The sequence below is a fragment of the Dyadobacter subterraneus genome, assembly GCF_015221875.1.
GTDB lineage: Bacteria > Bacteroidota > Bacteroidia > Cytophagales > Spirosomataceae > Dyadobacter > Dyadobacter subterraneus.
Map to the genome: position 1 here is coordinate 1,900,595 of NZ_JACYGY010000001.1, position 22,761 is coordinate 1,923,355.

The following is a 22,761-nucleotide window of genomic DNA, read 5'->3' on the forward strand; positions in this document are numbered from 1 at the left end:
CTGATCGAACCTACTTACACTTAACAATACCTAATATGGAGCAGCAACAAGACAATCATGCAGATTCTCCGCCTACGGAAACAAGTCTCCATACCGGGATTGAAGAATTGAATAAGGAAATTGAAGCATACCAGCTGAAAGTAGCCGAATTAAGCAAACTGGCTGATATCGGTCAGTTGAGCGCAGGCATACTCCATGAAATAAAAAATCCGGTGAGTTTTGTAAATAACTTTTCACGGTTGTCTCAGGGACTGGTGGAAGAACTCGCCGAAATTCTGGAAAAACCTGCTGAGGAACTTAGCGATGACGATAAGGCTGATCAAAAAGATCTGCTCGACGCATTGTCCAAAAACCTTGTAAAAATTAATGAAAACGGGAAACGGATCGAACGGATCATTCAGGGAATGTTATTGCAAACCAGAACGGACGGTGCGTTTCTGGAACCTACGGATCTGAATCAGCTGCTGGAAGAATTCAGTAAACTGGCATATCAGGGTGCTCGGGCAGAGGACAAGGATTTTAATGTTACTTTAAAATATGATCTTGATCCGCTGGTAAAAGAAGTGAAAATATCACGCGGCGATTTCGGGCGAGTGATACTCAACCTTGTCAATAATGCCTGTTATGCGGTAAATGAGCGAGCAAAAAGGGAGAATGTTGGTTACAATCCTTGTATCAAAATCACAACAAAAAAGCGGGACGACAAAATTGAAATCCGTTTTGAGGATAATGGAATTGGCATTCCGGCGGATATCGTTTCAAAATTGTTCCAGCCTTTTTTTACAACAAAACCGCATGGAAAAGGTACAGGATTAGGACTTTCACTCACGTACAGCACCATCGTAGAAACGCATCAGGGCACGATAGAAGTTACTTCCGAACTGAACGAAAAGACCGAATTTCTGATCGTTATTCCTGCATAGTAAACCTGATTTTTATAAAATACTCATAAAAAAACTTCACAATAATGGCAATCCGAATATTAAGTGTAGACGACGAGCAGGATATGGAAATGCTGATTCTTCAGCTTTTCAGAAAACAAATCAGAGAAAAAAAATATGAGTTTGTTTTCGCGAATAATGGTATTGAAGCACTCGAAAAATTGGAAGAAGTAGGTGATGTCTCCTTGATTTTATCCGATATCAATATGCCCGGCATGGATGGTTTGACTTTCCTGGCCAAGATCAATGAGAAGCAAAATCCTCTTTTAAAGGCAATTATGGTTTCTGCTTATGGCGATATGGATAATATTCGTACGGCTATGAACCGCGGTGCTTTTGACTTTGTAACAAAGCCGGTCAACTTTGAAGATCTGGAAATAACGATCAGCAAAACGGTTGAGCATATCGAAATGCTGACAAGTCTTGAAAAGGGTAGGGAACAGCTGATTGCAATACAAAATGATTTGAGTGTAGCAAAGGAAATCCAGCTTTCCATGCTTCCAAAAACGGTTCCGGCTAATATTGGGAAAGCGGGGATAGACCTTCATGCATTTTTACAGCCAGCAAAAGTGGTTGGAGGGGATTTATATGATTATTTCATGATGGATGAAGACCGGCTGTTTTTCATGATTGGCGATGTTTCTGATAAAGGAATTCCGGCGGCTCTTTTTATGGCCATTACCAAGGCGATTTTTAAAAGCCAGTTTTCCAACAGAAATGGCGACAGTCTGGTTAGAAAAGTAAAAATTGTAAATGAATTTTTGTGCGAAGATAACTCCATGTTTATGTTCGTCACCGCCTTTATTTGCATTTTGAATACCAAAACCGGTGAAGTGGAATATGTTGACGCGGGTCACGAGCCACCGATTATACAACGGGCCGATGGTTCAACCGAACTGGTTAAAAAACAGGAGGGAATGGCACTTTGTTTTGATCCTGAATATGAATACGAATCACGTTCACTGAAACTTAATCCGGGAGATAAATTTGTACTTTATACAGATGGTGTAACGGATGCAAATAACCTGAGCGGTGCGCGTTACGGATTGCATCATTTACAGGATTTCTTCACAACCGGTGAGGGGTCAACCCAGAAATCTGCCAAGGAAATGAATGAAGTTACGCTATCCAGTCTGGTACAGTTTATTGGTCCTGCCACCCAGTTTGATGACATCACGATGTTGTCATTAAGGGTTATGAATGGAGAATAATATCAATTGTTAGCCACGAAACCGCGAATTTTCACTAGTATAAAAAGTGAAAATTTGTGGTTTTTTAATTTAATATAAATTGGAAGCAGGCTGGCTTCTCATCATGGCCAGTTTATAAATTTCTTCATAGCGTGGCTGAATTTCCGACCAGCATAATTTGGCAATTGCTGTATTTTTTATGCTGCTTCTGGGAATGAATTGATTAGAAATAAAACTCCTGGTGAAATTATACAGCATTTCCGAAAGCTGATATGCGGCTCCTTCGTCTGACTGGGATTTTCTGTCAAGAATGTACATTTCCTGAGCATCATGATCTGTAACATTGGCTTGGACGAATTGTCCAAATCCTGACAAGTTGCTAGCAATGGCCGGTGTGCCCAGTACAATCGATTCCATCGGCGCATATCCCCAGGGCTGATACAGATCCGGGAATATTCCTAAATGACAGCCCGATACAAACTCTGCGTAATCCATGCCTAATAAGGAAGTGGCCCTTTCCATAAATTCGTTATGGTAGACGACTTTTACAGCAGAATTTTTACTATTATCAAAACCTGTGGAGCGGCAAAAATCTGTAATTGCATCTTCGTTGACCAGATGATGGGTTGCCACCGCAGGCAATTGTTTTTGCTTAAATCCGGCAACTGTTTTTTTCCAGTCCTGAATCAGTTCATCATCCAGAAGTTTGTTGATATCAGGCAGTCCAGAACTTTTGTCATGGGTGACTGAGGCGTAGATGCGCGGACCAAGTTCAGAGCTGATTTTTCGGCATAACTTCTGCATATGCTGATACCGTGACCTCGCCTCCAGTGCATCAGCTTTTACTGAATAGTGCGGCCTTGGAGAAATAATAAAGAGGATGATCGTAATTCCGAAATCATTTTCCTGTAATTTTTCATTCAGTTGTTCCAGGGCTTTCAGTGTTATATCAAAACCTTTGTTTCTGTATTCATAACGACCGGATGTGAAAAAATACAAGGTTTTTTCCATGTTGAAGTGATAACTCGGAAAGAACAATCCCTTCACAAATTCATCAATCATACCACGGTATTTTTGATGCTGGGAAAAGCTTTCGTGTGGAAACTTCTGTTGAAAATTTAATCCGTTCGGAATAATCGAATCCGGGCTTCGGCCTAGAAAAATTTCGCATTCAGAAGCACATTGCTTACTGACGGTTGTAAAAACGTTTGCATTTTGAGCAGCCGCCTTTTCTATTCCTGTCTGCGCTTCGATATTATAATGTGCAGCTTTTTCCTGGATATCAAAGGTGTGCAGCCTATTGTAAAAATCGTATTCGTTCGGTGCGAGATATCTTCCTGCCACAGTCGCGTGTGTGGTAAACACGGTGGCAATTTTAATTTTGTCTTTATGAAGCTGCGGGAGGCAACTTGCGGACATCCATTCATGAAAGTGCGCTATTAAATCCTGTTCGTCATTAGAAAAATTTCTAACTGTGGTAAAGAAAATCCTAAGTATTTCTCCGAAAGCGAGGACCTTATCTGTCAACGCATCTGACCGAATTGAAGAAATTTGATGATCATTCCAAAGTGTGGCTTTTACTTGATTGACATCTATTAAAGAGTTATCAGGATTAAACAGAATCACCAATGGACGAGAGGATGGCAACAACCAATAACCTAAGTGGATTTCATAACCCATGTCGCGCATGCGCAATATAGTTTTGCCAACAGGACATTCGCCCATTACAGCAACTGGTTTGAAATCCAGCTTCGCAGTTTCCGGAAAATACGGACCGAGGAGATAATAATTATCTTCTCTGACATCCATCACAGCCGGAATTTTTGACTTGATAAAAGTATAAATTCCGCCAATTTGATTACAGATTTCCCATGCAACTTCAAATAAAATAGTATCAAGTTTCAAAACGATGGAGGATATTAAAAATTTGAGTTTTTAAAGAGGGCAAAAGTGCGTTCGAAAAAAAGCTGATCATCGGAGACAGATTTTTAAACGAAAATAATTATAATAAGAAATGGAATTATTATATAAAACTTTAAGCAGAAAAAATCAGGCTTAAAGCGTCTCAAAGTGGGATTGAAATAAAAAAAGACCTGCCTGCTTTAAAAGCAGGGCAGGTCTTTAACTATTTATCAGGCTAATCTAAAACATTTAATCTTTCTTTTTCGGAACCTTTGCACCGGCTTTTCGTGCCTCAGATAATCCGATTGCAATGGCCTGTTTTCTTGATGTTACTTTTTTTCCGGTACCAGTTTTAAGTTTGCCTTCCTTTTCTTCATGAAGTGCAGTTCCTACTTTTTCGCTGGCTTTTTCTGAATATTTTGCCATCTCGGTATTGATTTAAATTTGTTGAATTATGACTTTCACGTATTTATACCAGAATCATTCCAGTGGTAATTTTCTAAAAATGCTGCAAACAGTTTACAAACTCATACCGCCGTCAATAAAAATATTTTGTCCTGTTATAAAACGGCCGGCTTCTGAGCACAGGAAAAGAGCCAAATCGGCGCAGTCTTCCGGTTCTCCTACCTGGCCGGATGGTGTTCTTAAACGTTGTAGAATTCTTTCTTCACCCTCTGGTACAGGCTCCGCAATTCGTGGTGTTGCTATCACACCGGGAGCCAGGTTATTCACGGTTACTCCCTTGTCAGCCAGCTGCATAGCTACGTTTTGCACAACATTCAGAATCGCCGATTTAGTCGCGGCATAGGCAATCATAGCCGGATGCGGTTTTATTTGCTGAACGCTGCCAATGGTCAGAATTCTTCCCCATTTTCGCTCGACCATCGCGGGAGCAAATCTTTGCATGAGAAATAAATTCGTTTTGAAATTAGCCTCGATCTGAATGTCAAAATCTTCACTTGTTAGTTCATTCCAGTTTTTTGAAATTTGTATGGAAGCATTCAGAACCAGAATATCAACCTTGTTCACGCATTTAAATACCTCATCATAAAACGTATCTACACTACCGGGTTTTGAAAAATCAGCTTTAACAATGTGGCTATAACCTTTTTGACCGTCAATCTTCGCCTTTACTTTTTCAACATTTTCCAAACCTTCATGGTGATGTAAAACAACGGAAGCGCCATGTTCCGCCAGCGTCATGGCAATGGATTCGCCAATTCCCTGGCTTGAACCGGTTACGACTGCGGTTTTTCCTGTAAGATCAAGTTTATCCGATAACATGGTCATGATATTTTGAAGGTGAGATTAAGTAAAATGGACTTAAATATTATACCAAAAAAAGCTCCCGGATTTTAACGTCCGGGAGCTTTTTGCATTGATAATTTGAACTTCTATATGATAATGTTGGCACCATTTTGAACGGCGTTAATAGCCTCTCCTGCCACTTCACTATGGAGCGGTTTCCCCGCAATGAAACGAATTAAATCATCATTCAACCGTTCCTTTTCAGTAATAAATAATCCGTGTGGTGCATTTTCATAAACAATGTATTCTGCTGCCGGCATTAATTCTGACGTCCTTTTACCGCTCACATCAATCGGAACGGTCTTATCTGCATCTCCGTGGATAATTAATGTTGGTACATTGATCACTTTTAAATCATCGCGGAAATCTGTTTCGCTGAACGCACGGATACATTTGCTTGTAGCCCGACCGGAAGCTTGTAAAGCCAGATTATTATGCCAAGTCAAAATTTCGTCACTTACATTAGGACTTAAAAACGAGTTACCATAAAATCCTTTTGCAAATTCAGCTAAAAATTTCGGACGATCATCTTCCGTTGCTGCTACGAATTCGTCAAACATTTCCTTTGGAAGCCCATCCGGATTGCTTTCCGTTTTCAACATATAGGGTACCACAGAGCTTATGAAAACTACTTTTGCAATTCGCGCGTCACCATATTTTGACATGTAACGAGCTACCTCGCCACCACCCATTGAGAAACCAACAAGTGTTACTTCGTGCAGGTCAAGTTCTTCCAAAACTGAATTTAAATCACCTGCCAGCGTGTCGTAATCATATCCTTCCCAAGGTTTGTCAGATTTTCCAAATCCACGACGGTCATAGGCAATGCAACGCAAAAAATGTTTCGGCAGCACATTGAGCTGATACTCCCACATTTCACTGCTCAATGGCCATCCTGAAATAAACACTACAGGTTTTCCCTGTCCGATATCCTGGACGAATAACTTTACTGATTTATCTGAATGTCCGGAAGTTGATTCTATGAAAGTCATAACGATTAAAGATTATTTGAATTAATAGTTTGATGAAACGACTAGTTATCAGGTAATTCTGATTCAGTCTGTTTTGCTGTTAGTAAAATAATCGTTCCAAAAAATTTGAGCAAACCCGGATTTTACTTTTGGTATTATGAAATCTTAAAAATAAAAAACCGCATAAAAGACAAAGCCTTCATGCGGTTTTGGTAAAAAATTAGATGTTGTTAATGGCTGACTACCACTTTATAAGATTTATTACTGCCATCAACATAACGTAATGAAACAATGTAGATTCCTGCGGGAAAGCGGGAAACATCTATTACAGTGCTCAATGTTTTTTCTGATTTGTAAATGGATTGCCCTTTTACAGAAATCAGTTCAACAGCAGCAACTTTATTCCAGTCTGCAACATTCAAATGAAGCTGATCAGAAACCGGATTTGGATAAAAAGAAGCTTGCAGGTCTATGCTGAAAGTCAGGCTGCGGATCCGGCTGTATGCAAAAGTCTGGTCTTTATCAATCATTTTCAGACGATAAAGATTCTCGCCTGCTGTTGGATTTGCATCTGAAAACGAATATTTGATAGTCGTAGAACTTTCTCCATTTGCATATTTTGTACCAATATTCAACCAGCTTTTGCCATCCTGGCTCCGCTCAATTTCAAAACGGTCACTATTTGTTTCCATAGTGGTTTCCCAGTTTAACATGGCAGAATTTCCTTCTTTCGCTGCTGTGAAAACGGTAAGAGTTACAGGCAGCGGCGTTACATTGATTGTCACAGATTGCGTGGTCGCAGGTGTATATCCGCAGGAAGTAGCGTCAGTTACACTTTTCAATTCGTAAACAAAACTTCCGGCCTGTGTTGTAGGCTGGCTCGCTACCGCGGTTGATGCATTGCCCACCGTGGATACCGTTTTGGCATCACCGTTTAATGTGTAAGCGAAAGTGTAAGGTTTGGTACCACCCGTTGCTGCGAAAGTAATGGTGGGCATGGTACTGTTTTGGTCGGTACTTGTGCTGCCTGTAATTGATGCCGTTTCAATTTTGTTAACCGTTAAAGTGGCAAAACCGGAAGTAGTGGTAACACACGGTGAGAAAACGATAACCTGATATTGCGCTGCGTTATCAGTTGTTGGAACATTGCTTAATGATAATGTTGCCGTTGCAGCCGAAGCATTACTTGCCGGATCAATATTGGTGAACGTACCTCCGGATATTTTTTTCTGCCATTGGTAACTTAAACCGGTTTCTGTTACTGTTACGCTGAACGTTGCCGTTGAACCCGCACAAACTGCACTGTTCACCGGGCCTTGCGTGATGGTCGGAAGGGCAGTTGGTGTTACAGCAGTAGTGGTAGGATCGGAGGCGCCGCCAACTGAAATGTCATCTGTTAAAACTGGTGTTATTCCAGTTCCGCTTACTGTTCCCTGATTTGAAATTTTGCAGACGTTTGCAGGGATTACGCTGTTTACTGTAACCTTGTATGTGATTGTTACACTTTTTTCCGCGGGAATCGGAAAGCCGTTTGTGCCACCGACATTTACTGTTCCAACAGCCAGAGGAGCCTCTATCCGAAGTGAATTTTCTTCACTGTTACCAATTTTGTTGTTTTCTTCCTTAACAGTTTCAGGCTTAATTTTTTCCGTTGAAACAGGTTCAGGTTTTACAGCATCAGTTGCAGCGATCGTCTCATCAGCTGCAATTCTTTGTTTGGGATTGGTTGGTACGGGACAAGTACCAGTTAATTGGGTACCCGCATTGTTTATTGAAACCTTAGTATTTCCGGAAGTTGTACCTGTCGGTTTATTTTGATTAGTATTCCATATATCCACCAGTGCTCCTGCCTGTGGGAATTTAATAACAGTTCCGGTGCGTACATTGACATTTAATAGTCCGAATTGTGAGGAGCCTCCCTCCAAATGATTTGACAAGATATTGGCGCAAAGTACCGCGTTATTTCCTGCTATTGAATTTAAACTCAAATCAATCTGGCTGTATAGATAGCCGTTCGAAATATTACTATTTATTATATTATTGGTAATAGTAGCATTGATAGGTGTATTATTGAAAGAAAAAGCAGAAACTCTGATGGCATTATCCTGAGTAACTCCGCTGATGGTATTGTTATCGATTTTTACCGTGCCCGTTGCGGATCTGCCGCCTGGTGTTTCTGTGCGTACTACAATTCCGGCTCCGTCACCACCAAGTGATGTTGCTGTGTTGTTTTGAATTGTACCTTGTAAAGTAGAGCCGTCGTAGGCAAAATTATTGATTACCGTGCTGGTTCTTGCTTTTACTATATTGTCTAATACGTTGAAGTTAATAGTAGCAGTTCCGGAACTGGAAATGTCAAGCCCGGCGCCGTTCCCGGTTCCAGGATCGATAGTATTGTTAAGTAAATCTGCGTTAATTATCGATGCATCGTTGGCATATACCGCCACAGCCGTGGACTGACTTCTTAAAAACTGAGAGTTTTCCTTTACAATGACGTTCATATTGGAAGTATTCCAGCTTTCCAGTAAAAGTGCTTCTGCATTTGGTAAATCTGAAATTGTAGTACTGCCTATGGTCAGCTTTGTAAGTGCCGATGAACCGGAATTTCTGAAATAGGCGCCGCGGCCGGATGAATTTGAAATTGTTAAGCCGGTAATCGTGCTGGTTCCTGTTGAATTGGTGGCATAAATTCCACCTTCATCTTCCGAAGTTCCTGCATTCGAAACAGAGGTATTTGACAAAGCGAAATTTGAAACATTGATAAAGCTAAGACCATACTGTGAAGCTCCGTTAATGCTTAAATTCGTTAAAGTTATTCCACCAAGACTTCTGGCATAAATCGCTGCGTTACTGTTTGTATTATCAACATCTGAACTACCATCAGTTGTATTGGCTGTGGTGAAATTCATATTTTGCAAGGTCACTCCGCTGGCGCTGATAAATTCAGCTCCACGTTGTGATATATTGGAAATAACTCCGCCAGATCCCGCCGTCGTTCCTGTACCATTTACCTTAAATGTTCCGGAAGTATTGGAAAGAGAAATTCCTTTGGTCGCTCCAGAACTTGATATGGACGCGAAAGTCAAGCCCAGAGTCAATGTGCCGGTCCCACTAATCTGAACTGCGGTTGCGTTGGTAGAAGATATTGTTCCTGCCGAATTACTAAGTGTGCCAGAAACGGCGGTGACACTAATTCCCGCGGTTCCGGTACTTGCTGATGATAAGGTTGGAAATGCTGCGTTAAGAATTCCATTGTTCAGGTCAAGTGCCGCACCTGTGCCGGTCAATGATACTTCACTTGCTGTTAATGTTCCAAAAGATGCACCTTTTATCTTTTTTCCGGACGTATTCTCAATTGAAAATCCACGGATTGTATTATTCTGGTTCAATATAATGGCATCAACTCCGGTGCCGGCCGTTGTAAGTACAGGAGCTGTTCCGGTAGGCGGAAGTAAATTAACACCACTTGGAGAGGCGAATGTAGTTATTTGCTGTATAGTATTGCTGGCACCTTGCCCGATCAGTTTTTGTCCGGAAAGAAGCGTCATTGATCCGGAATAATTACCCGAATAAATAAATATATAATCACCAGTACCCGGTTTTCCTGTTGCGCCAGTATTGGCAGACTGGAAAGATGCAATGGATGTGAATGGATTAGCCAAGGTTCCTACTGACGTTCCCGAAGCCGCGGAATTTATAAACCAGATTTTATTTGTCAATGTTATCGTAACAAGTGCTGTGAAGCCAGCGCCCGAGGCATTTTGTACAGTATAATTAAAAGTATCATCTCCTGTATAACCTGGTGCCGGAACATAAGTAAATGCACCTGTTGACGCAGTGATGGTGGCAATACCACCATGCGCTGTGCCAATTGAAGAAGCACTGGTTAAAGTCCAGGCAGAACCGTCAGGACTGATATCATTGGCAAATAACCCGCCCTCGGCAGGAATATTCAGGGTCACATTTCCTATGGTTGAATAGCTATCGTTCTGCACAATCGGGCTCACTTTTACAGAACCAGGAACCAGTGTGGTATTAGGATCAATGGTGCTATTGTAAACAATTCCGCTGGCATCCGTTCCGCCGTTTGCGATGGTTACCGTATAAGTAATCTCGTCACCGGCTGTTGCTCCCGGAGCGCCAAGGTCATTGGTGATAGTATATGAATTTGTGGCCGTAATACTGGCTGCCACCACGCTTGCCGATTTATTTTTAGTGGCAGTCAATGGTGATTTTTGAAGTTGTTTTGAAAAAGATGACTTTTTGCCACTTTCTTTTAAGGCAGCCTCATTTTTATAAATGATATCTTGAAAGACAGAATCTTTTGTATCAACAATAAAATAACCTGATGCAAGCATTACCATTCCTGCAAGATAGAGGTAAAGGTTTTTCATAAGCTGTAATTAATATGCATTAAAAGAAAGGGGCTTTGTCAAATACTGGAAGTCTCACTTCGGGATTCACTTACGCTTTCAGGAAAAAATACTCTGGTATCTCATACCTTCCTTATCGGCTCCCAGGGGGACAAGAAAAATATCCATTTTCCCTAATTCCGGGTGATTTACCGGATAGGTTCCCTGAGGATAATATCCTTTTTCACCATTCATTCGAAATAAAATGGAAAATGAATTTCGTTCAAGCGGAGAATAGAGTTCCAGGTCTTGGACTTCCAGAACCTCCATATTTACCGGAATTTCCGGATTGAAATAAATCTCTATATTTTGATGTAAATGATTTCTGAAATCATCTGCTGTGAGTTTGCTTAAATCGTATGCTTCCATTCCATTAAATGATAAACGCCGTTTGTTTCGCTGATTTTTTTGAATCCCAGTCGCTCATAAAGTTGTTTGGCGGGATTAAATGATTCCACATGGATACTGAGTGGAATTCCGGATTCTGATGCTTTTTGTATTAAATCTTTCAAAATCCCGGTTCCCAATCCTTTACCTCTGAAAGCCGGTAAAAGTGTAATATCAATGATCCGGATTGTTGAATTATTATATCTTTCACTCACATAAAGCCGCCCGATTGGTTTTTTATTTTTTTCCAGAATCCAGAAATCTGCACCTGGATAATTGTTCTGATAATGTATGTGCTGCGCGTTGAACTGCTGTTTTAAGAATTCCTTTTTCATCAAATCAGTCCAGTGAGGCACTCTTTCCATTTCCTCTTTTCTGGTACCTGCATAAATTTCAAGTAAAACTGACTTGTCGTTTTCTTCAATTTTTCTTAATCTGATACTTGTATTTGTTAATGATAAATCCATATCAGAATTAATGTCTTGGGGGAAACACACCCTGCAAAGCGATACAAAAGTAAAAGGTCAGGTAAGGCATCATGTTATTGTGAGGTTGATTTCCACCTGTCGGCGCTATCGAACCAGCACTCATATTGACATTAGGAGGGGAGCTAGAATAGATTGTTCCATGCTGTGATTGTGCCAGCATATTTCCCGATGCAGTGCTGACTTGCCCGGGAGCATTTGTTATTCTTATTGTATGACTATGCGCCGGAATTTCGGATTCAAGTAAGGCTACTGATTCAACTCCATTAGTTTCACCAAGATCTCTCAGAGATAATCCTTGTCCCTGGCCCGGATGCATCGGAGCTCTTCCGCGGAGGTCGGGTAATCCATATGTGCTCTTTCCGTCTCCGCCATAAGTTGTACCAAGCAGCGAAAATAATGCGGTGTTTTGCGATAGCGGCAAAATTTGTCCATCACAAAATGCCCATCCATTTGGGGCAAAATTGAAAGGGAATATTCGTATTTCGGCAATAAAGGGATCCATACTGCAAATGAGAAATTGAATTAATTCTTTTATCGGAATATTAATACTATTAATACTGACTTGGGAAAATCCCGGAAGTTGAAATTATAAAATTGACACACAAAGACGGCTGCATATTCGTATGAGGCTGGCTGCCTCCGGTATTGGTCACGATGCCCGTGTTCATATTGGCAAGATTATCCTGCGATACAAATGCGCTGACCAGACTGGAAACAGCCAGCGAGTTATTTACAGGGCTAGACGAATTTGCAATTGAAGAGGATGCTACCAGGCCATGGGTATGCGAGGGAATCTGATTCACATTTAGTGTAATTTCCTCAGCGCCTCCATTTTCCGATAAAACCCGCCCATTACCCTGATGTACAGGTATTCTGCCTTGCATATCCGGTAAAGCAAAGGTTTCCTGGCCGTCTCCGCCATACGTTGTTCCTATCAAATTGAACAAAAATTCATATTCTGAAATTGGAAGAATCTGACCATTGCAGAATTCCCAGCCTGCCGGTGGGAAATTACCTGCAAACATTCTGATTTCACCTATATAAGGCTGTGCCATTTTTCATTTTCTATTTTGATAAATAAACCTTAAATGTTAGTTTGGAGACGGGAAATTCCCTTGTAAGGCGATGCAAAAGCTTACTGTAAGAAATGGCTGCATATTGGAATGCGCCTGACTTCCTCCTACGTTCGCAATGGTTGCAGGTGCCAAAGTCACCGGATTGATCTGTTGTCTGGTATATTGATTTGCCGGTTTTGAGCTTGAAAGTGAATTGCCGACCGGATTTGAAGTTGCCGGACCAGCATCACTGGCCTTCATGGTGTGCGTATGCGTAGGTAATTCGTTTATGCTTACAGTATGATTCTGCTCTCCGCCTCTATCTCCTAGTATATGGGAGTTGCTCACGTGAATAGGCGTCCTGGATCTAAGGTCTGGCAACGCAAAGTTCACTCGTCCGTCCCCGCCAAAAGTCGTTCCCAAAAGTGAAAACAAACCCTGATTTTGATTTATAGTTAACAACTGTCCATCAGCAAATGCCCAGCCTTTCGGTGCAAAATTGAAACTCATCATTCTTATTTCAGCTAAAAATGGTTCTGCCATGATATCGGTATTTTGATAATTTTAGATCAGTAAATTGTTTTTTGGCGAGTAATCCGACAAGCTCTGCTGTGCAAAAATTTCACTGTTTTTTTCAGTGAGAGAGAAATCAAGTAATGTTTTTTGATCTTCAATTTTTACAACCAGACGTAAGGAACCGTTTTTAGTAAAAAGTGTATGAGGAATGGTTTTTCCAGGAATTCTCTGAACCGGGACGAGAAGATCTGCCCATTGTTCAGTAGAATAATTTTGATTCAGTTCAGGCAGCGCTTTAACAATACTTTCCAGATGAAAACCAGAAAATGAATTGCTATATGTCCAGTTGTTGGAGCTGTTTTTTCTAAAAAAGAGCACAGCGATGTCAATAATTCCGGAACTGTCAGTAGTCAATACCAAAGGGCAAACAGCCACTGATTGTTGTGAACAGAAATAATATTTCAAACCGTACGACTTGTATCCGGTTTGCAAGTAAGAAGCTGATTTCAATGTAAAATCCTCAATAAGCTGATCGTCACAAAGAAATTTAAGTTCTCCGTACGCTCCGATAGCGGAAAGATATTGTTGAAGATTATTTTCTATGGAAGGTAAATTCTTATCGGAAGCGGCGAACGCAGTACTGATGCTGCCAACACTAAGTGCTGTACAAAAAATAAAATTTCTTCTTTTCATTGGGTAAAAATGTATTCAAATAGTGAGGTTTGTTGGTTGTCAAAATGCAAAAACTTACCACTTGTCAATCGAAAAAATTTATTGACCGTTGAAATTAATAAAAGTTTGTAACTTTTAATTGGGAGGGTAGTACATTATTTTGGAATAACAGTACAAAAGTGTGATAAGTCAATTGATTATATTTCATTTTCCTTTGTGAGTGTTAATTAATTCACTGTTAATGAGCATAGTAATACGAGGTTTCCATTTTTCTAGCTTAATCATTCTTGCCTTAATAATTTGTATTTTAGGGTAAACATATTTTTTGACATAAGTCGGAAATTGTTTGATAATTATAAAAGAAGACTGATGTTAGCTTAATGTTATATTTTTTGTATAAGAATAAATAAAATAATAAAAAATTGTATATTAGGATTAATATGTTCAGTAATACTATATTTTGGATAGTAAAAGCGTGCTTTATTAGATTATAAGTTAGATTTTTGCTTAAATTTTCAAGACTTGGAAAATCTCTACATTTATATAAAAAGCATAATACAATTGTCCGAGCAGGGATGGAGTGCTTTGCAAATGGTTCTGAGCACACGTTACTTTACCAAGGGTGAATATTTACTAAAAACCGGAGAAATATGCCATTCTCTTTTTTATATAGAAACAGGTTATTGCAGGGCATGGCATGATTACGGAGGCCAAACGATCAATACAAATTTTTACTTTGAAAATGAGTTTGCCACCAACATAAGAAGTATGAAACTCGGCATTGGATCCGAATATTTTATCCAGGCCGAGGAGGATATGAAAGTAATCATTTTTGACAAAGAAAAACTCTACGAATTATTCAGTCGCTCTGTTGAAGTTGATACCATGGACAGAAAACTGATGGAAGAAATTCTGAGGCGACAGGAGAAACAGGCATACCTTTTCAAACTTCACACGGCCCGGGAACGTTACGAGTACATGTGTAAAATTCAGCCCCAGATTATTAAAAGAGTACCATTAATTCATATTGCTTCCTACCTTGGCATCAGAATAGAAACACTTACAAAAATTCATAACGCTGCAAAATAGTTCAGACCGTTCAGCTCTTCAAATTGAATTTCTCTTCAGTATTATTCCCAAACTAAACATCCTGACGTAAAACTTCCAAAGGTGATTTCGACAGAATTCCCCGACTGTTTATCAGGCCTATAATGACTGTAAGCGAGGATACAAGTAAAAACAATATTAAAACAGGTAATATCTCAGGCTTGAACTCAGTTTCAAAAGTAAATTTGGCAAGTGCCCAACTGCCGACAAGTGCCAGTAAAATCCCTGTCAATGCCGCCATTGCACCAAGGAAAAAGTATTCCAGTGCTGTAATGGCAAATATCTGTTTTCTGCTCGCTCCCAATGTTCTCAGCAAAACGCTTTCCTGCAACCGCTGATATTTACTAATCAGTACGGATGAAATGAGTACGACTATACCCGTCAGGATACTGAAACCGGCCATAAAACGGATGACGAAACCAATTTTATTAAACAGATCGTCAATTACTTTTAAAACAAGCGCGAGGTCGATAATTGAGATATTTGGAAATTTTTGAACGAGTATCTGCTGAAATCTTGCAGAAACCTGAGCCGAAGGAACATGGGTTAAAAGTACATGGAATTGTGGTGCATCTTCAAGTACTCCCGTTGGAAAAACAACCAGGAAATTTGTCTGGACTTCCGCCCAGTTTACGTCACGTGTACTGGCAACGTAAGTTTGCATAACGGTACCCTGCACGTTAAAAACGAGAGTGTCACCCAACGCAATATTACTTCGTTTGGCAAAACCTTCTTCAACGGAAACAGGAATTAATTGGGAATTACTGTTGTACTTGCCAATCCATTCACCCTGCACGATTTTTTCAGAAGCTGTCAGAGAATCCCGGAAAGTGACGCGATATTCCCTGCCAAAAATACGGCGTGAATTCTCCTTGGACGTATCACTTTGGGCTGTTGTCGCACTTCTGGAATTTACCTGTTCCAGGCGCATATTGACAATGGCAACCGTCTCGTTTACTGGAAGTCCTTCCTGTTTCGCAAGTGCGATAACAGCATCTTTTTGGCTTGACTGAATATCAAATAAAACAATATTGGGTTTATTTCCGCTTGATGAAAGTTTGACCCGGTTTAAAAGAATTGTTTGGATGAAAAATAAAGTGCAGATGAATAATGTACCAAGTCCGATGGAGACAATCAGGATAATTGTTTGATTGTTAGGCCGGAACAAATTTGCCAGTCCCTGACGCCACAGATAACTCCATGAAGCTGGAAAGAACCTGCGAACCAGCCACATAAGTAAGGAAGCCATTCCGGTAAGGACAATGAAAGATCCAAGAATGCCGCCTGTAAAAGAAAGTGCCTGAATCCAGTTCTGCGTTTGAAGGTAAGAAAAGCCAAAAATAAATGCGATGATCAGAACGTATACGATCCAGGTTACCGGATCTCTTTGCGATTTTCCTGTGTCTGCGGTATTACGAAGAACATTCAGCGGAGAAATTTTCCTGATGGAAACCAGGGGAGGCATCGCAAAAAGTATTGAAATGACTAAACCGATACCAATTCCCTGCCCGATAGCCGGCCACGACAAACCGGTGGTAAGCTCAAAAGGAAGAAAATCCTTAATGACAATGGGTAAAAATTGTTGAATCACACTTCCCAGAATAGCACCCAGGACTGAACCAAAAAGTCCAATTCCTGCAATCTGAATAAGATAAATCAGAAAAGCCTGATAACCTTTTACACCAAGACAACGGAGTATGGCGATGGAATTCAGTTTTTCCCTGATATAAATATGTACCGCACTGGCAACGCCGATGCAGCCCAGAAGCAAGGCGATAAAACCAACCAGGGCAAGAAACTGAGTAAGATCTTTAAAAGATCTGCCGGTATCTTCTTTCTGACTTTGGACGGTTTTATGGTCCAGATCTGCGGAATCAAATCTTGGCTCCAATGATTTTACCAGCTTTTCAACATCCGTTCTTGGTGCAAATTTGATATAGTGACGATACGCAATCCGGCTGCCTTTTTGCATCAAACCGGTTTGGTTCAAATACTTCATCGGAATATAAACCGATGGTGCAACAGAACTTGTCAAACCTGTTTGTCCGGGCGCTTTCAGCAATACACCTGCAATGGCAAAAGTGACCTCACCAACTTTGATTGAATCGCCAACTTTTGCTTCGTATTGTAACATCAGCGTTTGATCAACCAGGGCTTCTCTACCATTTCTAAATGATTTTCCGGCACTTAGCGGAGACGTTTCCAGATCACCATAAAAAGGAAAATCTCCTTCCAGTGCTTTCACCTGCGCCAGGCGGTTTCCATTATTTTTTGGAAATAAAATCATGGAAGCAAAACTTCTTTCTTCCGAACGTTTTATGCCCAATGAATCAATGAGTTTTTTTGCGTTTCCCGTTACCGGCTTGTTTCCTGAAAGTTGCAGATCTGCACCTAAAAGTGTAGCAGCCTGGCTGTCAATGTTTTGTTTGAGATTGTCGCCTAAGGAATATATGGCTACCAGTGCAGCAATTCCCAAGACAATGGATGACACAAACAGAAGCAGCCGCGAACGGTTTCGCCTGCTGTCGCGCCAGGCCATTTGCAATAGCCAGGGAAAGTTTAAGCCTTCTGATTTATCTTCCGAAAATGTTTCTGATGGGATCATTTTGTATCAAATTCACTATAAAAGGAAATGAAAAACTAAGAATTCAGACAATCAGACCAGATGTATCTGAAATGATTTTTCCTCCTTTTATTTTAATGATTCTTTGTGTTTTTGCTGCAAGTTCAAGGTCATGGGTTACTACTACCAGCGTCGTTCCGGCTTCCTTATTGAGGTCAAAAAGCAGTTTCACAACTTTTTCACTCGTTTCGGCATCCAGATTTCCGGTTGGTTCATCAGCAAACAAAATTTGTGGTTTATTTGAAAACGCCCTTGCCAGAGAAACGCGCTGCTGTTCACCACCGCTGAGCTGGGTAGGGTAGTGATGACTTCTGTCTGCAAGGCCAACTTTGTCCAGTAAATCCAATGCTCTTGGTTTTATATTTCTTTCTCCACGAAGTTCAAGCGGTACCATCACATTTTCCAGTGCAGTCAAGGTCGGCATCAGTTGAAAGTTCTGGAAAATGAAACCAACATATTTGTTTCGCACAGCCGCAAGCTGATCTTCGCTAAGTCCGTCCAACCGTGTTTCATGCAATTCTACTTTGCCGGAAGTTGATCTGTCCAAACCGGCGCAGAGACCTAAAAGTGTTGTTTTTCCGCTTCCCGATGGTCCAACAATAGACATGGTTGAGCCAGCTTCAACCGAAAAACTGATATTATCCAGCACCGTCAGTGACCTGCTGCCACTTTGATAAATTTTGCTAACCTGATTCAAATTCAGTATCGTATTCATTAAATTTTCCGTTGTTAAGGTTTTTCCGCGACGATGCCGGCGTGATCTTTTTATCAAATAATCAAAGCTGGTTACCTGACAGGAAATATAAAGTATAAATATTATATTTTTACATGTTGATTGCAGCCAATTATAAAAATAGGCGGTATTAAATTGTATTTAAACCAAAATCAAAAAAGCTTAAACCGATCGTACCTGACTCATGAACAATATATTTTCAACTGCGCGATTATTCGTTTTAATATTAGTATTGGCCGCTTGCAACGGTAACAAAAAAACTGAACCAGCTGAATCCGAAAAAGCCGGAAAAGAACAAACAGTCAAAAAAGGTAAAAAGACCATTCTGTTTTTTGGCAACAGTCTTACCGCCGGATATGGCCTGGATGATCCTTCGAAAAGTTTTGCCAGCCTGACGCAAAAACGGATTGATTCACTTGGCCTGGATTACAAGGTAGTAAATGGTGGTGTCAGCGGAGAAACTACGGCCGGAGGAAATAGTCGTGTCGACTGGATTTTGAAACAACCGGTTGATGTTTTTGTACTGGAATTGGGTGGAAATGATGGTCTCAGAGGAATTCCGGTAAGTGAGACTAAAAAGAATTTACAATCCATCCTTGATAAAGTGAAGGCAAAATATCCTGATGCAAAACTTGTATTGGCAGGTATGCAAATGCCGCCAAGCATGGGCAAAAAATATACTAGCGAGTTTAAAAATGTTTATACAGACATCGCTGAAACCAATAAGCTTACGTTAATCCCTTTTCTTTTACAGGGAGTTGGCGGGGAAGCAAAATTAAATCAGAACGACGGAATTCATCCGACTGCGGAAGGACACAAAATCGTTGCAGAAACGGTGTGGAAATCACTAAAAGATATTTTGTAAAAATGATGGGAAATCATACAGGTTTAATGATTTCCCATAATTCCAATTTGGCTTCCATAATTTCCTTTTTCGAAATATAGTTGTCAAACGAATCGTGTTTTGTAGTGTTTTTAAATTTCGGTTTAATAACCCGCGTGATATATTCGCTGTCGCTGAAAGGATCTATCCAACGGTCGGAATCCGCTTCACGCAGGAATATCGAATAGCCCCAGTTTGATTTGTTAAGATGCACATATAACCAAACTGATACTTTTACCCGGCTCCCATCCTTACGTTTAAATATCTTTTCGTGCGTCATTTAAATAGCTGTTGTTCAATACTTAAAACCCAAACGGCCTTAAACTAATTCCTTGATCCTGTATTCCAGGATGCTTTTTATGGTATTCATTTTAACTAAAACCGGATCATTTCCATCATCATCCAGAATCAGTTTTACATATTGTTCGCGGATACGTCCGGTTACCTGAAACCAGTGGTCGTCCGCAATTTTATACGTGATTGCTTCCAAATCCTGATTGATAAATTCTTCAAGAATATCATTGGCAATATCTTCCGGGTATTTCTCTATGGTATCAAAGATGAAGAACCCGTTTTCATGGCGACATTTAATGTATTTTTCCATAGTCATGACTGAGGTTTTTTCAGTATCCATGTAAAAAAATCCTGTCAATCTTCATGAACCTGTCTTCCTCCGAAACCATTCCAGGCTGTAATAATTTCAATCCGGTCTTCAACAGTTTTAGGTTTGAAACCAACGATCGTACCGCCGTTTTTCAGACTTTTCTCATAGTGTTCCGCATGGTGTTTGGAAATACCCGAACCAACGAGCGCGCCAATAATTCCACCCGCAATACCACCAGCACCTGCTCCGGTTAAAGATGCCAGAATTGGTCCGGCCACTGCTATACCCAGACCAGGAATTACCACTGCCGTTCCTATGGCTGCAATTGCCCCCGCAACCGCTCCGGCTGTTCCTCCAATGGCCGTGCCCAAACCTGCTTTTTCAAGCGTTTTATGCTCAGAATGCTCTTCGCTATTTTCTTTTGAAAAGTGTAGCGTTTGCGTTTCATCAGAAACTATAACGGTGATTTCATCTGCATTGTAACCACGATAAATTAATTCGTCGTAAGCTTTTTGAGCTCCTTCTCTGGTTTGAAAAACAGAGGTAACTGTATCAGGAACGGGGTTGTAATCTGAATCTTCCATAATTATGTATCAGGTTAGCCACTTTGAAACCGGCATATCATTTTTCATAACAATTGTGCCAAAGTATCGTTTTTTGAGCTGGTTGTTTCTTTTTATACGGACAAAAAAAACTCAGAATCCCGGTTAGGAATTCTGAGCAAATATCATTGATGAAGTATTGTTTTAGACGACTCTGTCTCCACGTATCAATCTAAGTATTACGGCAACTACGGCAATCACCAAAAGAACATGAATGATGTTTCCCATTCCAAAACTGGCAAAGCCAAAATAACCGATAAGCCATAAAATAACCAGAATAACGGCTATTGTATAAAGAAGATTTCCCATGGTGGTAGTAAATTAGTTTAAGATAAAATGTATGTTACGGAGTATTAAAAATAGATGCCAGTACTGTTTTGGCCCTTTAAAGCGTAATTATTCCCCGTATTTATATTTTATTCCAATTGGGAATATTGAAATTTTAGGGGAGTTGTAGAAAAAAACACTCAGAAGCTAATAGAATGGAAGAAAACGCCGGAAATTGATAAACAGAATAATTGAAACCGAAAGGTGTAAACCTTTGTATAAAGTATATTGATCACTTAAATTGACCGAATTAATTTTAAAGTATAAGATATGAGTGGAAAATATGACGATATTCCTTTGGTAGACAACAAGGAGAAACACAACTTTGAATTTATAGTGGATAATTACAGATCCTTCATTGATTATGTAATTAAATACGACCACGTATATCTGATACATACGGAAGTTGCGCCGGAGCTTGAAGGAAGAGGCGTGGCATCAGCTATGGTTACAAAAACCTTAGAATATATTGAATCCGAAAACAGAAAAATTGTTCCAAGATGTTCTTACGTTCTTGATTATCTTGAAAGGCATCCGGAATGGAAAAGACTGGTTGCAAATTATTAAGTGAGCTTAAAGCTCACTAATTTTCTTTCCCCGATTTGTATTGAAAACTGAATTTTTTGGTTCTCCAATGATTTGTGCATGATAAATGCTGCTGTTGCCTGAAAACAGATAGGAAACTACACATGAACAGGCGACATACACGCCGCACTCGGCGCCAAATAATTCTATCGCCATGAGTATGCATGCGAGCGGCGTATTTGTAGCGCCTGCAAAAACAGCAACGAAGCCCATACCGGCTAATAAACCAACAGGAAGTGGAATAAAATAGGACAATGCATTTCCCAACGTTGCACCTATGAAAAACAAAGGAGTTACTTCCCCGCCTTTAAACCCCGCGCTTAAAGTGATAATGGTAAAAACGATTTTGAGTAGAAAATCATAGGCGGGAAGACTATGTTCAAAAGATTCCAGAATTGTTGGAATGCCGAGTCCGATGTATTTTGTTGTGCCAATTGCCCAAACGCCCAAAGCCACGAGAATTCCGCCAGCAAATGGTCGGAGTGGGGGATAGGCAATGTAGTTTTTAAATAATTTGCCAGCCTGATGGATTGTTTTGCTGAAAAATGCAGCCGTAATGCCGAAGAATATTCCCGCAATAACACTAAAGAGGATATTGACAGCCGAAATTTTCGGAATGAACGAGATGTGATAATGGGTGTGTGAAACCTGCCAGGAATCCGTTACCAGACTTGCCAGAATCGCTGAAAGAAATGCGGGGAAAATGGAGTCATAACGTAATCTTCCGATCAGAAAAACTTCCAGGCCAAATACTGCTCCCGCAAGCGGTGTGCCAAATACAGAGCCAAAACCTGCACTGATGGCTGCAATAAGAAGTACTTTTCTATCCCCTGAATTTAGTTTAAAAACCCGGCTGATCTGCTCGCCAATGGCGCCTCCCATTTGCAATGCCGTGCCTTCCCGTCCTGCGGATCCTCCAAAAATGTGTGTTGTTATAGTTCCAATGAATACGAATGGAGCCATTTTGAAAGGAATCCAGTCTTTTGGATTATGAATGGTGTCGATCAGCAAATTATTCCCGCCTTCAACTTCTTTTCCAAAATAATGGTATAATAACCCAATGGCCAAACCGGCAACGGGAAGCAATATTATAAGCCAGCGATGCGATTCGCGAAGCTCAGTAGCCCATTGAAGCGAAACAAGAAAAAAAGCTGACACAGAACCGACGCAAATACCAAGTAATGAGCAAATGAATAGCCATTTGATAATATAGCCCGATGAAGGAAATCGTTGATTGGCTTTGGAAAAATATTGGTAACTTTTAGTTTCTCTGAATTGAGTTTTTTGATCTGAAAAAGGCATAATTATCCTGGCTTAAAATAAACATAACCAGGCGCCATCAGCTTTTTTAGGGCGGTTCAAATAGGAAGACACCATTTCCTTTGATACACAAATATAAAAAAACAGTTTAGTCCAGGCAATATTTAAAAATTAAAAAAGGATTACAATATCATA

23 protein-coding genes and 1 riboswitch are annotated in these 22,761 nt (G+C 40.3%); of the genes, 5 read left to right on the forward strand and 18 right to left on the reverse strand.

Annotation, left to right across the window (positions count from 1 at the left end; translation table 11 throughout):
- Positions 1-35 precede the first annotated feature (35 nt).
- Together IEE83_RS07795 and IEE83_RS07800 are read left to right on the forward strand one after the other, a co-directional pair.
- Positions 36-923 carry a sensor histidine kinase gene (locus IEE83_RS07795; RefSeq protein WP_194120043.1) on the forward strand — a complete coding sequence of 296 codons (888 nt, stop codon included), beginning with the start codon at positions 36-38 and terminating at the stop codon, positions 921-923.
- Between the two features lie 44 nt (positions 924-967).
- Positions 968-2,152, forward strand: coding sequence for a PP2C family protein-serine/threonine phosphatase (locus IEE83_RS07800; protein WP_194120044.1), 1,185 nt, complete (start codon positions 968-970; stop codon positions 2,150-2,152).
- A 69-nt stretch (positions 2,153-2,221) separates the two neighbouring features.
- Here IEE83_RS07800 and IEE83_RS07805 read toward each other — a convergent pair whose 3' ends face one another.
- From IEE83_RS07805 to IEE83_RS07855, 11 genes are all read right to left on the reverse strand, one after another.
- Positions 2,222-4,036, reverse strand: coding sequence for a glycogen/starch synthase (locus tag IEE83_RS07805; protein ID WP_194120045.1), 1,815 nt, complete (start codon positions 4,034-4,036; stop codon positions 2,222-2,224).
- Positions 4,037-4,282: 246 nt separating this feature from the next.
- A complete protein-coding gene (locus IEE83_RS07810) occupies positions 4,283-4,459 on the reverse strand; it encodes a DUF6496 domain-containing protein (protein WP_194120046.1) in 177 nt (58 codons plus the stop codon).
- A 93-nt stretch (positions 4,460-4,552) separates the two neighbouring features.
- On the reverse strand, positions 4,553-5,323 hold the full coding sequence (locus tag IEE83_RS07815; RefSeq protein WP_228101718.1) for an SDR family NAD(P)-dependent oxidoreductase: 771 nt from the start codon (positions 5,321-5,323) through the stop codon (positions 4,553-4,555).
- Between the two features lie 104 nt (positions 5,324-5,427).
- Positions 5,428-6,333 carry an alpha/beta fold hydrolase gene (locus IEE83_RS07820; protein ID WP_194120048.1) on the reverse strand — a complete coding sequence of 302 codons (906 nt, stop codon included), beginning with the start codon at positions 6,331-6,333 and terminating at the stop codon, positions 5,428-5,430.
- 209 nt (positions 6,334-6,542) lie between these two features.
- Positions 6,543-10,706, reverse strand: a complete 4,164-nt coding sequence (locus IEE83_RS07825) for an Ig-like domain-containing protein (RefSeq protein ID WP_194120049.1) — start codon at positions 10,704-10,706, stop codon at positions 6,543-6,545.
- A 78-nt stretch (positions 10,707-10,784) separates the two neighbouring features.
- Complete coding sequence (locus IEE83_RS07830) at positions 10,785-11,093, reverse strand: DUF6916 family protein (protein WP_194120050.1); 309 nt, start codon at positions 11,091-11,093, stop codon at positions 10,785-10,787.
- Positions 11,075-11,578: a GNAT family N-acetyltransferase gene (locus IEE83_RS07835; RefSeq protein WP_194120051.1), complete on the reverse strand. Its 504-nt coding sequence runs from the start codon at positions 11,576-11,578 to the stop codon at positions 11,075-11,077. The genes IEE83_RS07830 and IEE83_RS07835 overlap by 19 nt, the downstream gene beginning before the upstream one ends.
- A gap of 7 nt (positions 11,579-11,585) precedes the next feature.
- Positions 11,586-12,101 (reverse strand): phage tail protein, encoded by a 516-nt coding sequence (locus tag IEE83_RS07840; RefSeq protein ID WP_194120052.1) that lies wholly within the window; start codon positions 12,099-12,101, stop codon positions 11,586-11,588.
- A 49-nt stretch (positions 12,102-12,150) separates the two neighbouring features.
- Positions 12,151-12,654 carry a phage tail protein gene (locus IEE83_RS07845; protein ID WP_194120053.1) on the reverse strand — a complete coding sequence of 168 codons (504 nt, stop codon included), beginning with the start codon at positions 12,652-12,654 and terminating at the stop codon, positions 12,151-12,153.
- Positions 12,655-12,690: 36 nt separating this feature from the next.
- Positions 12,691-13,197: a phage tail protein gene (locus IEE83_RS07850; RefSeq protein WP_194120054.1), complete on the reverse strand. Its 507-nt coding sequence runs from the start codon at positions 13,195-13,197 to the stop codon at positions 12,691-12,693.
- 21 nt (positions 13,198-13,218) lie between these two features.
- Positions 13,219-13,863, reverse strand: coding sequence for a hypothetical protein (locus IEE83_RS07855; protein ID WP_194120055.1), 645 nt, complete (start codon positions 13,861-13,863; stop codon positions 13,219-13,221).
- Positions 13,864-14,364: 501 nt separating this feature from the next.
- Here IEE83_RS07855 and IEE83_RS07860 point away from each other — a divergent pair.
- The gene (locus IEE83_RS07860; protein WP_194120056.1) at positions 14,365-14,931 is read left to right on the forward strand and encodes a Crp/Fnr family transcriptional regulator; all 567 of its coding nucleotides are present in this window, start codon (positions 14,365-14,367) and stop codon (positions 14,929-14,931) included.
- Between the two features lie 52 nt (positions 14,932-14,983).
- Here the strand turns inward: IEE83_RS07860 and IEE83_RS07865 are convergent, their stop codons facing one another.
- Together IEE83_RS07865 and IEE83_RS07870 are read right to left on the reverse strand one after the other, a co-directional pair.
- A complete protein-coding gene (locus IEE83_RS07865) occupies positions 14,984-17,554 on the reverse strand; it encodes an ABC transporter permease (RefSeq protein WP_228101719.1) in 2,571 nt (856 codons plus the stop codon).
- Between the two features lie 43 nt (positions 17,555-17,597).
- Positions 17,598-18,287 (reverse strand): ABC transporter ATP-binding protein, encoded by a 690-nt coding sequence (locus IEE83_RS07870; RefSeq protein ID WP_194120057.1) that lies wholly within the window; start codon positions 18,285-18,287, stop codon positions 17,598-17,600.
- Between the two features lie 202 nt (positions 18,288-18,489).
- Here IEE83_RS07870 and IEE83_RS07875 point away from each other — a divergent pair, with 202 nt between their 5' ends.
- On the forward strand, positions 18,490-19,170 hold the full coding sequence (locus tag IEE83_RS07875; protein WP_194120058.1) for an arylesterase: 681 nt from the start codon (positions 18,490-18,492) through the stop codon (positions 19,168-19,170).
- Between the two features lie 13 nt (positions 19,171-19,183).
- Here the strand turns inward: IEE83_RS07875 and IEE83_RS07880 are convergent, their stop codons facing one another.
- From IEE83_RS07880 to IEE83_RS07895, 4 genes are all read right to left on the reverse strand, one after another.
- Positions 19,184-19,468 carry a hypothetical protein gene (locus IEE83_RS07880; protein ID WP_194120059.1) on the reverse strand — a complete coding sequence of 95 codons (285 nt, stop codon included), beginning with the start codon at positions 19,466-19,468 and terminating at the stop codon, positions 19,184-19,186.
- 39 nt (positions 19,469-19,507) lie between these two features.
- A complete protein-coding gene (locus tag IEE83_RS07885) occupies positions 19,508-19,792 on the reverse strand; it encodes a hypothetical protein (protein WP_194120060.1) in 285 nt (94 codons plus the stop codon).
- A gap of 44 nt (positions 19,793-19,836) precedes the next feature.
- Positions 19,837-20,376, reverse strand: a complete 540-nt coding sequence (locus tag IEE83_RS07890; RefSeq protein ID WP_194120061.1) for a hypothetical protein — start codon at positions 20,374-20,376, stop codon at positions 19,837-19,839.
- Positions 20,377-20,538: 162 nt separating this feature from the next.
- Positions 20,539-20,703, reverse strand: coding sequence for a lmo0937 family membrane protein (locus IEE83_RS07895; RefSeq protein WP_194120062.1), 165 nt, complete (start codon positions 20,701-20,703; stop codon positions 20,539-20,541).
- A gap of 288 nt (positions 20,704-20,991) precedes the next feature.
- Between IEE83_RS07895 and IEE83_RS07900 the strand changes: the two genes are divergently transcribed.
- Entirely contained in the window at positions 20,992-21,288 is a 297-nt protein-coding gene (locus tag IEE83_RS07900) for a GNAT family N-acetyltransferase (protein ID WP_194120063.1), read from the forward strand.
- 6 nt (positions 21,289-21,294) lie between these two features.
- Here IEE83_RS07900 and IEE83_RS07905 read toward each other — a convergent pair whose 3' ends face one another.
- Entirely contained in the window at positions 21,295-22,608 is a 1,314-nt protein-coding gene (locus IEE83_RS07905) for a voltage-gated chloride channel family protein (protein WP_194120064.1), read from the reverse strand.
- A gap of 21 nt (positions 22,609-22,629) precedes the next feature.
- Positions 22,630-22,696, reverse strand: a riboswitch (Fluoride riboswitch).
- Positions 22,697-22,761 lie beyond the last annotated feature (65 nt).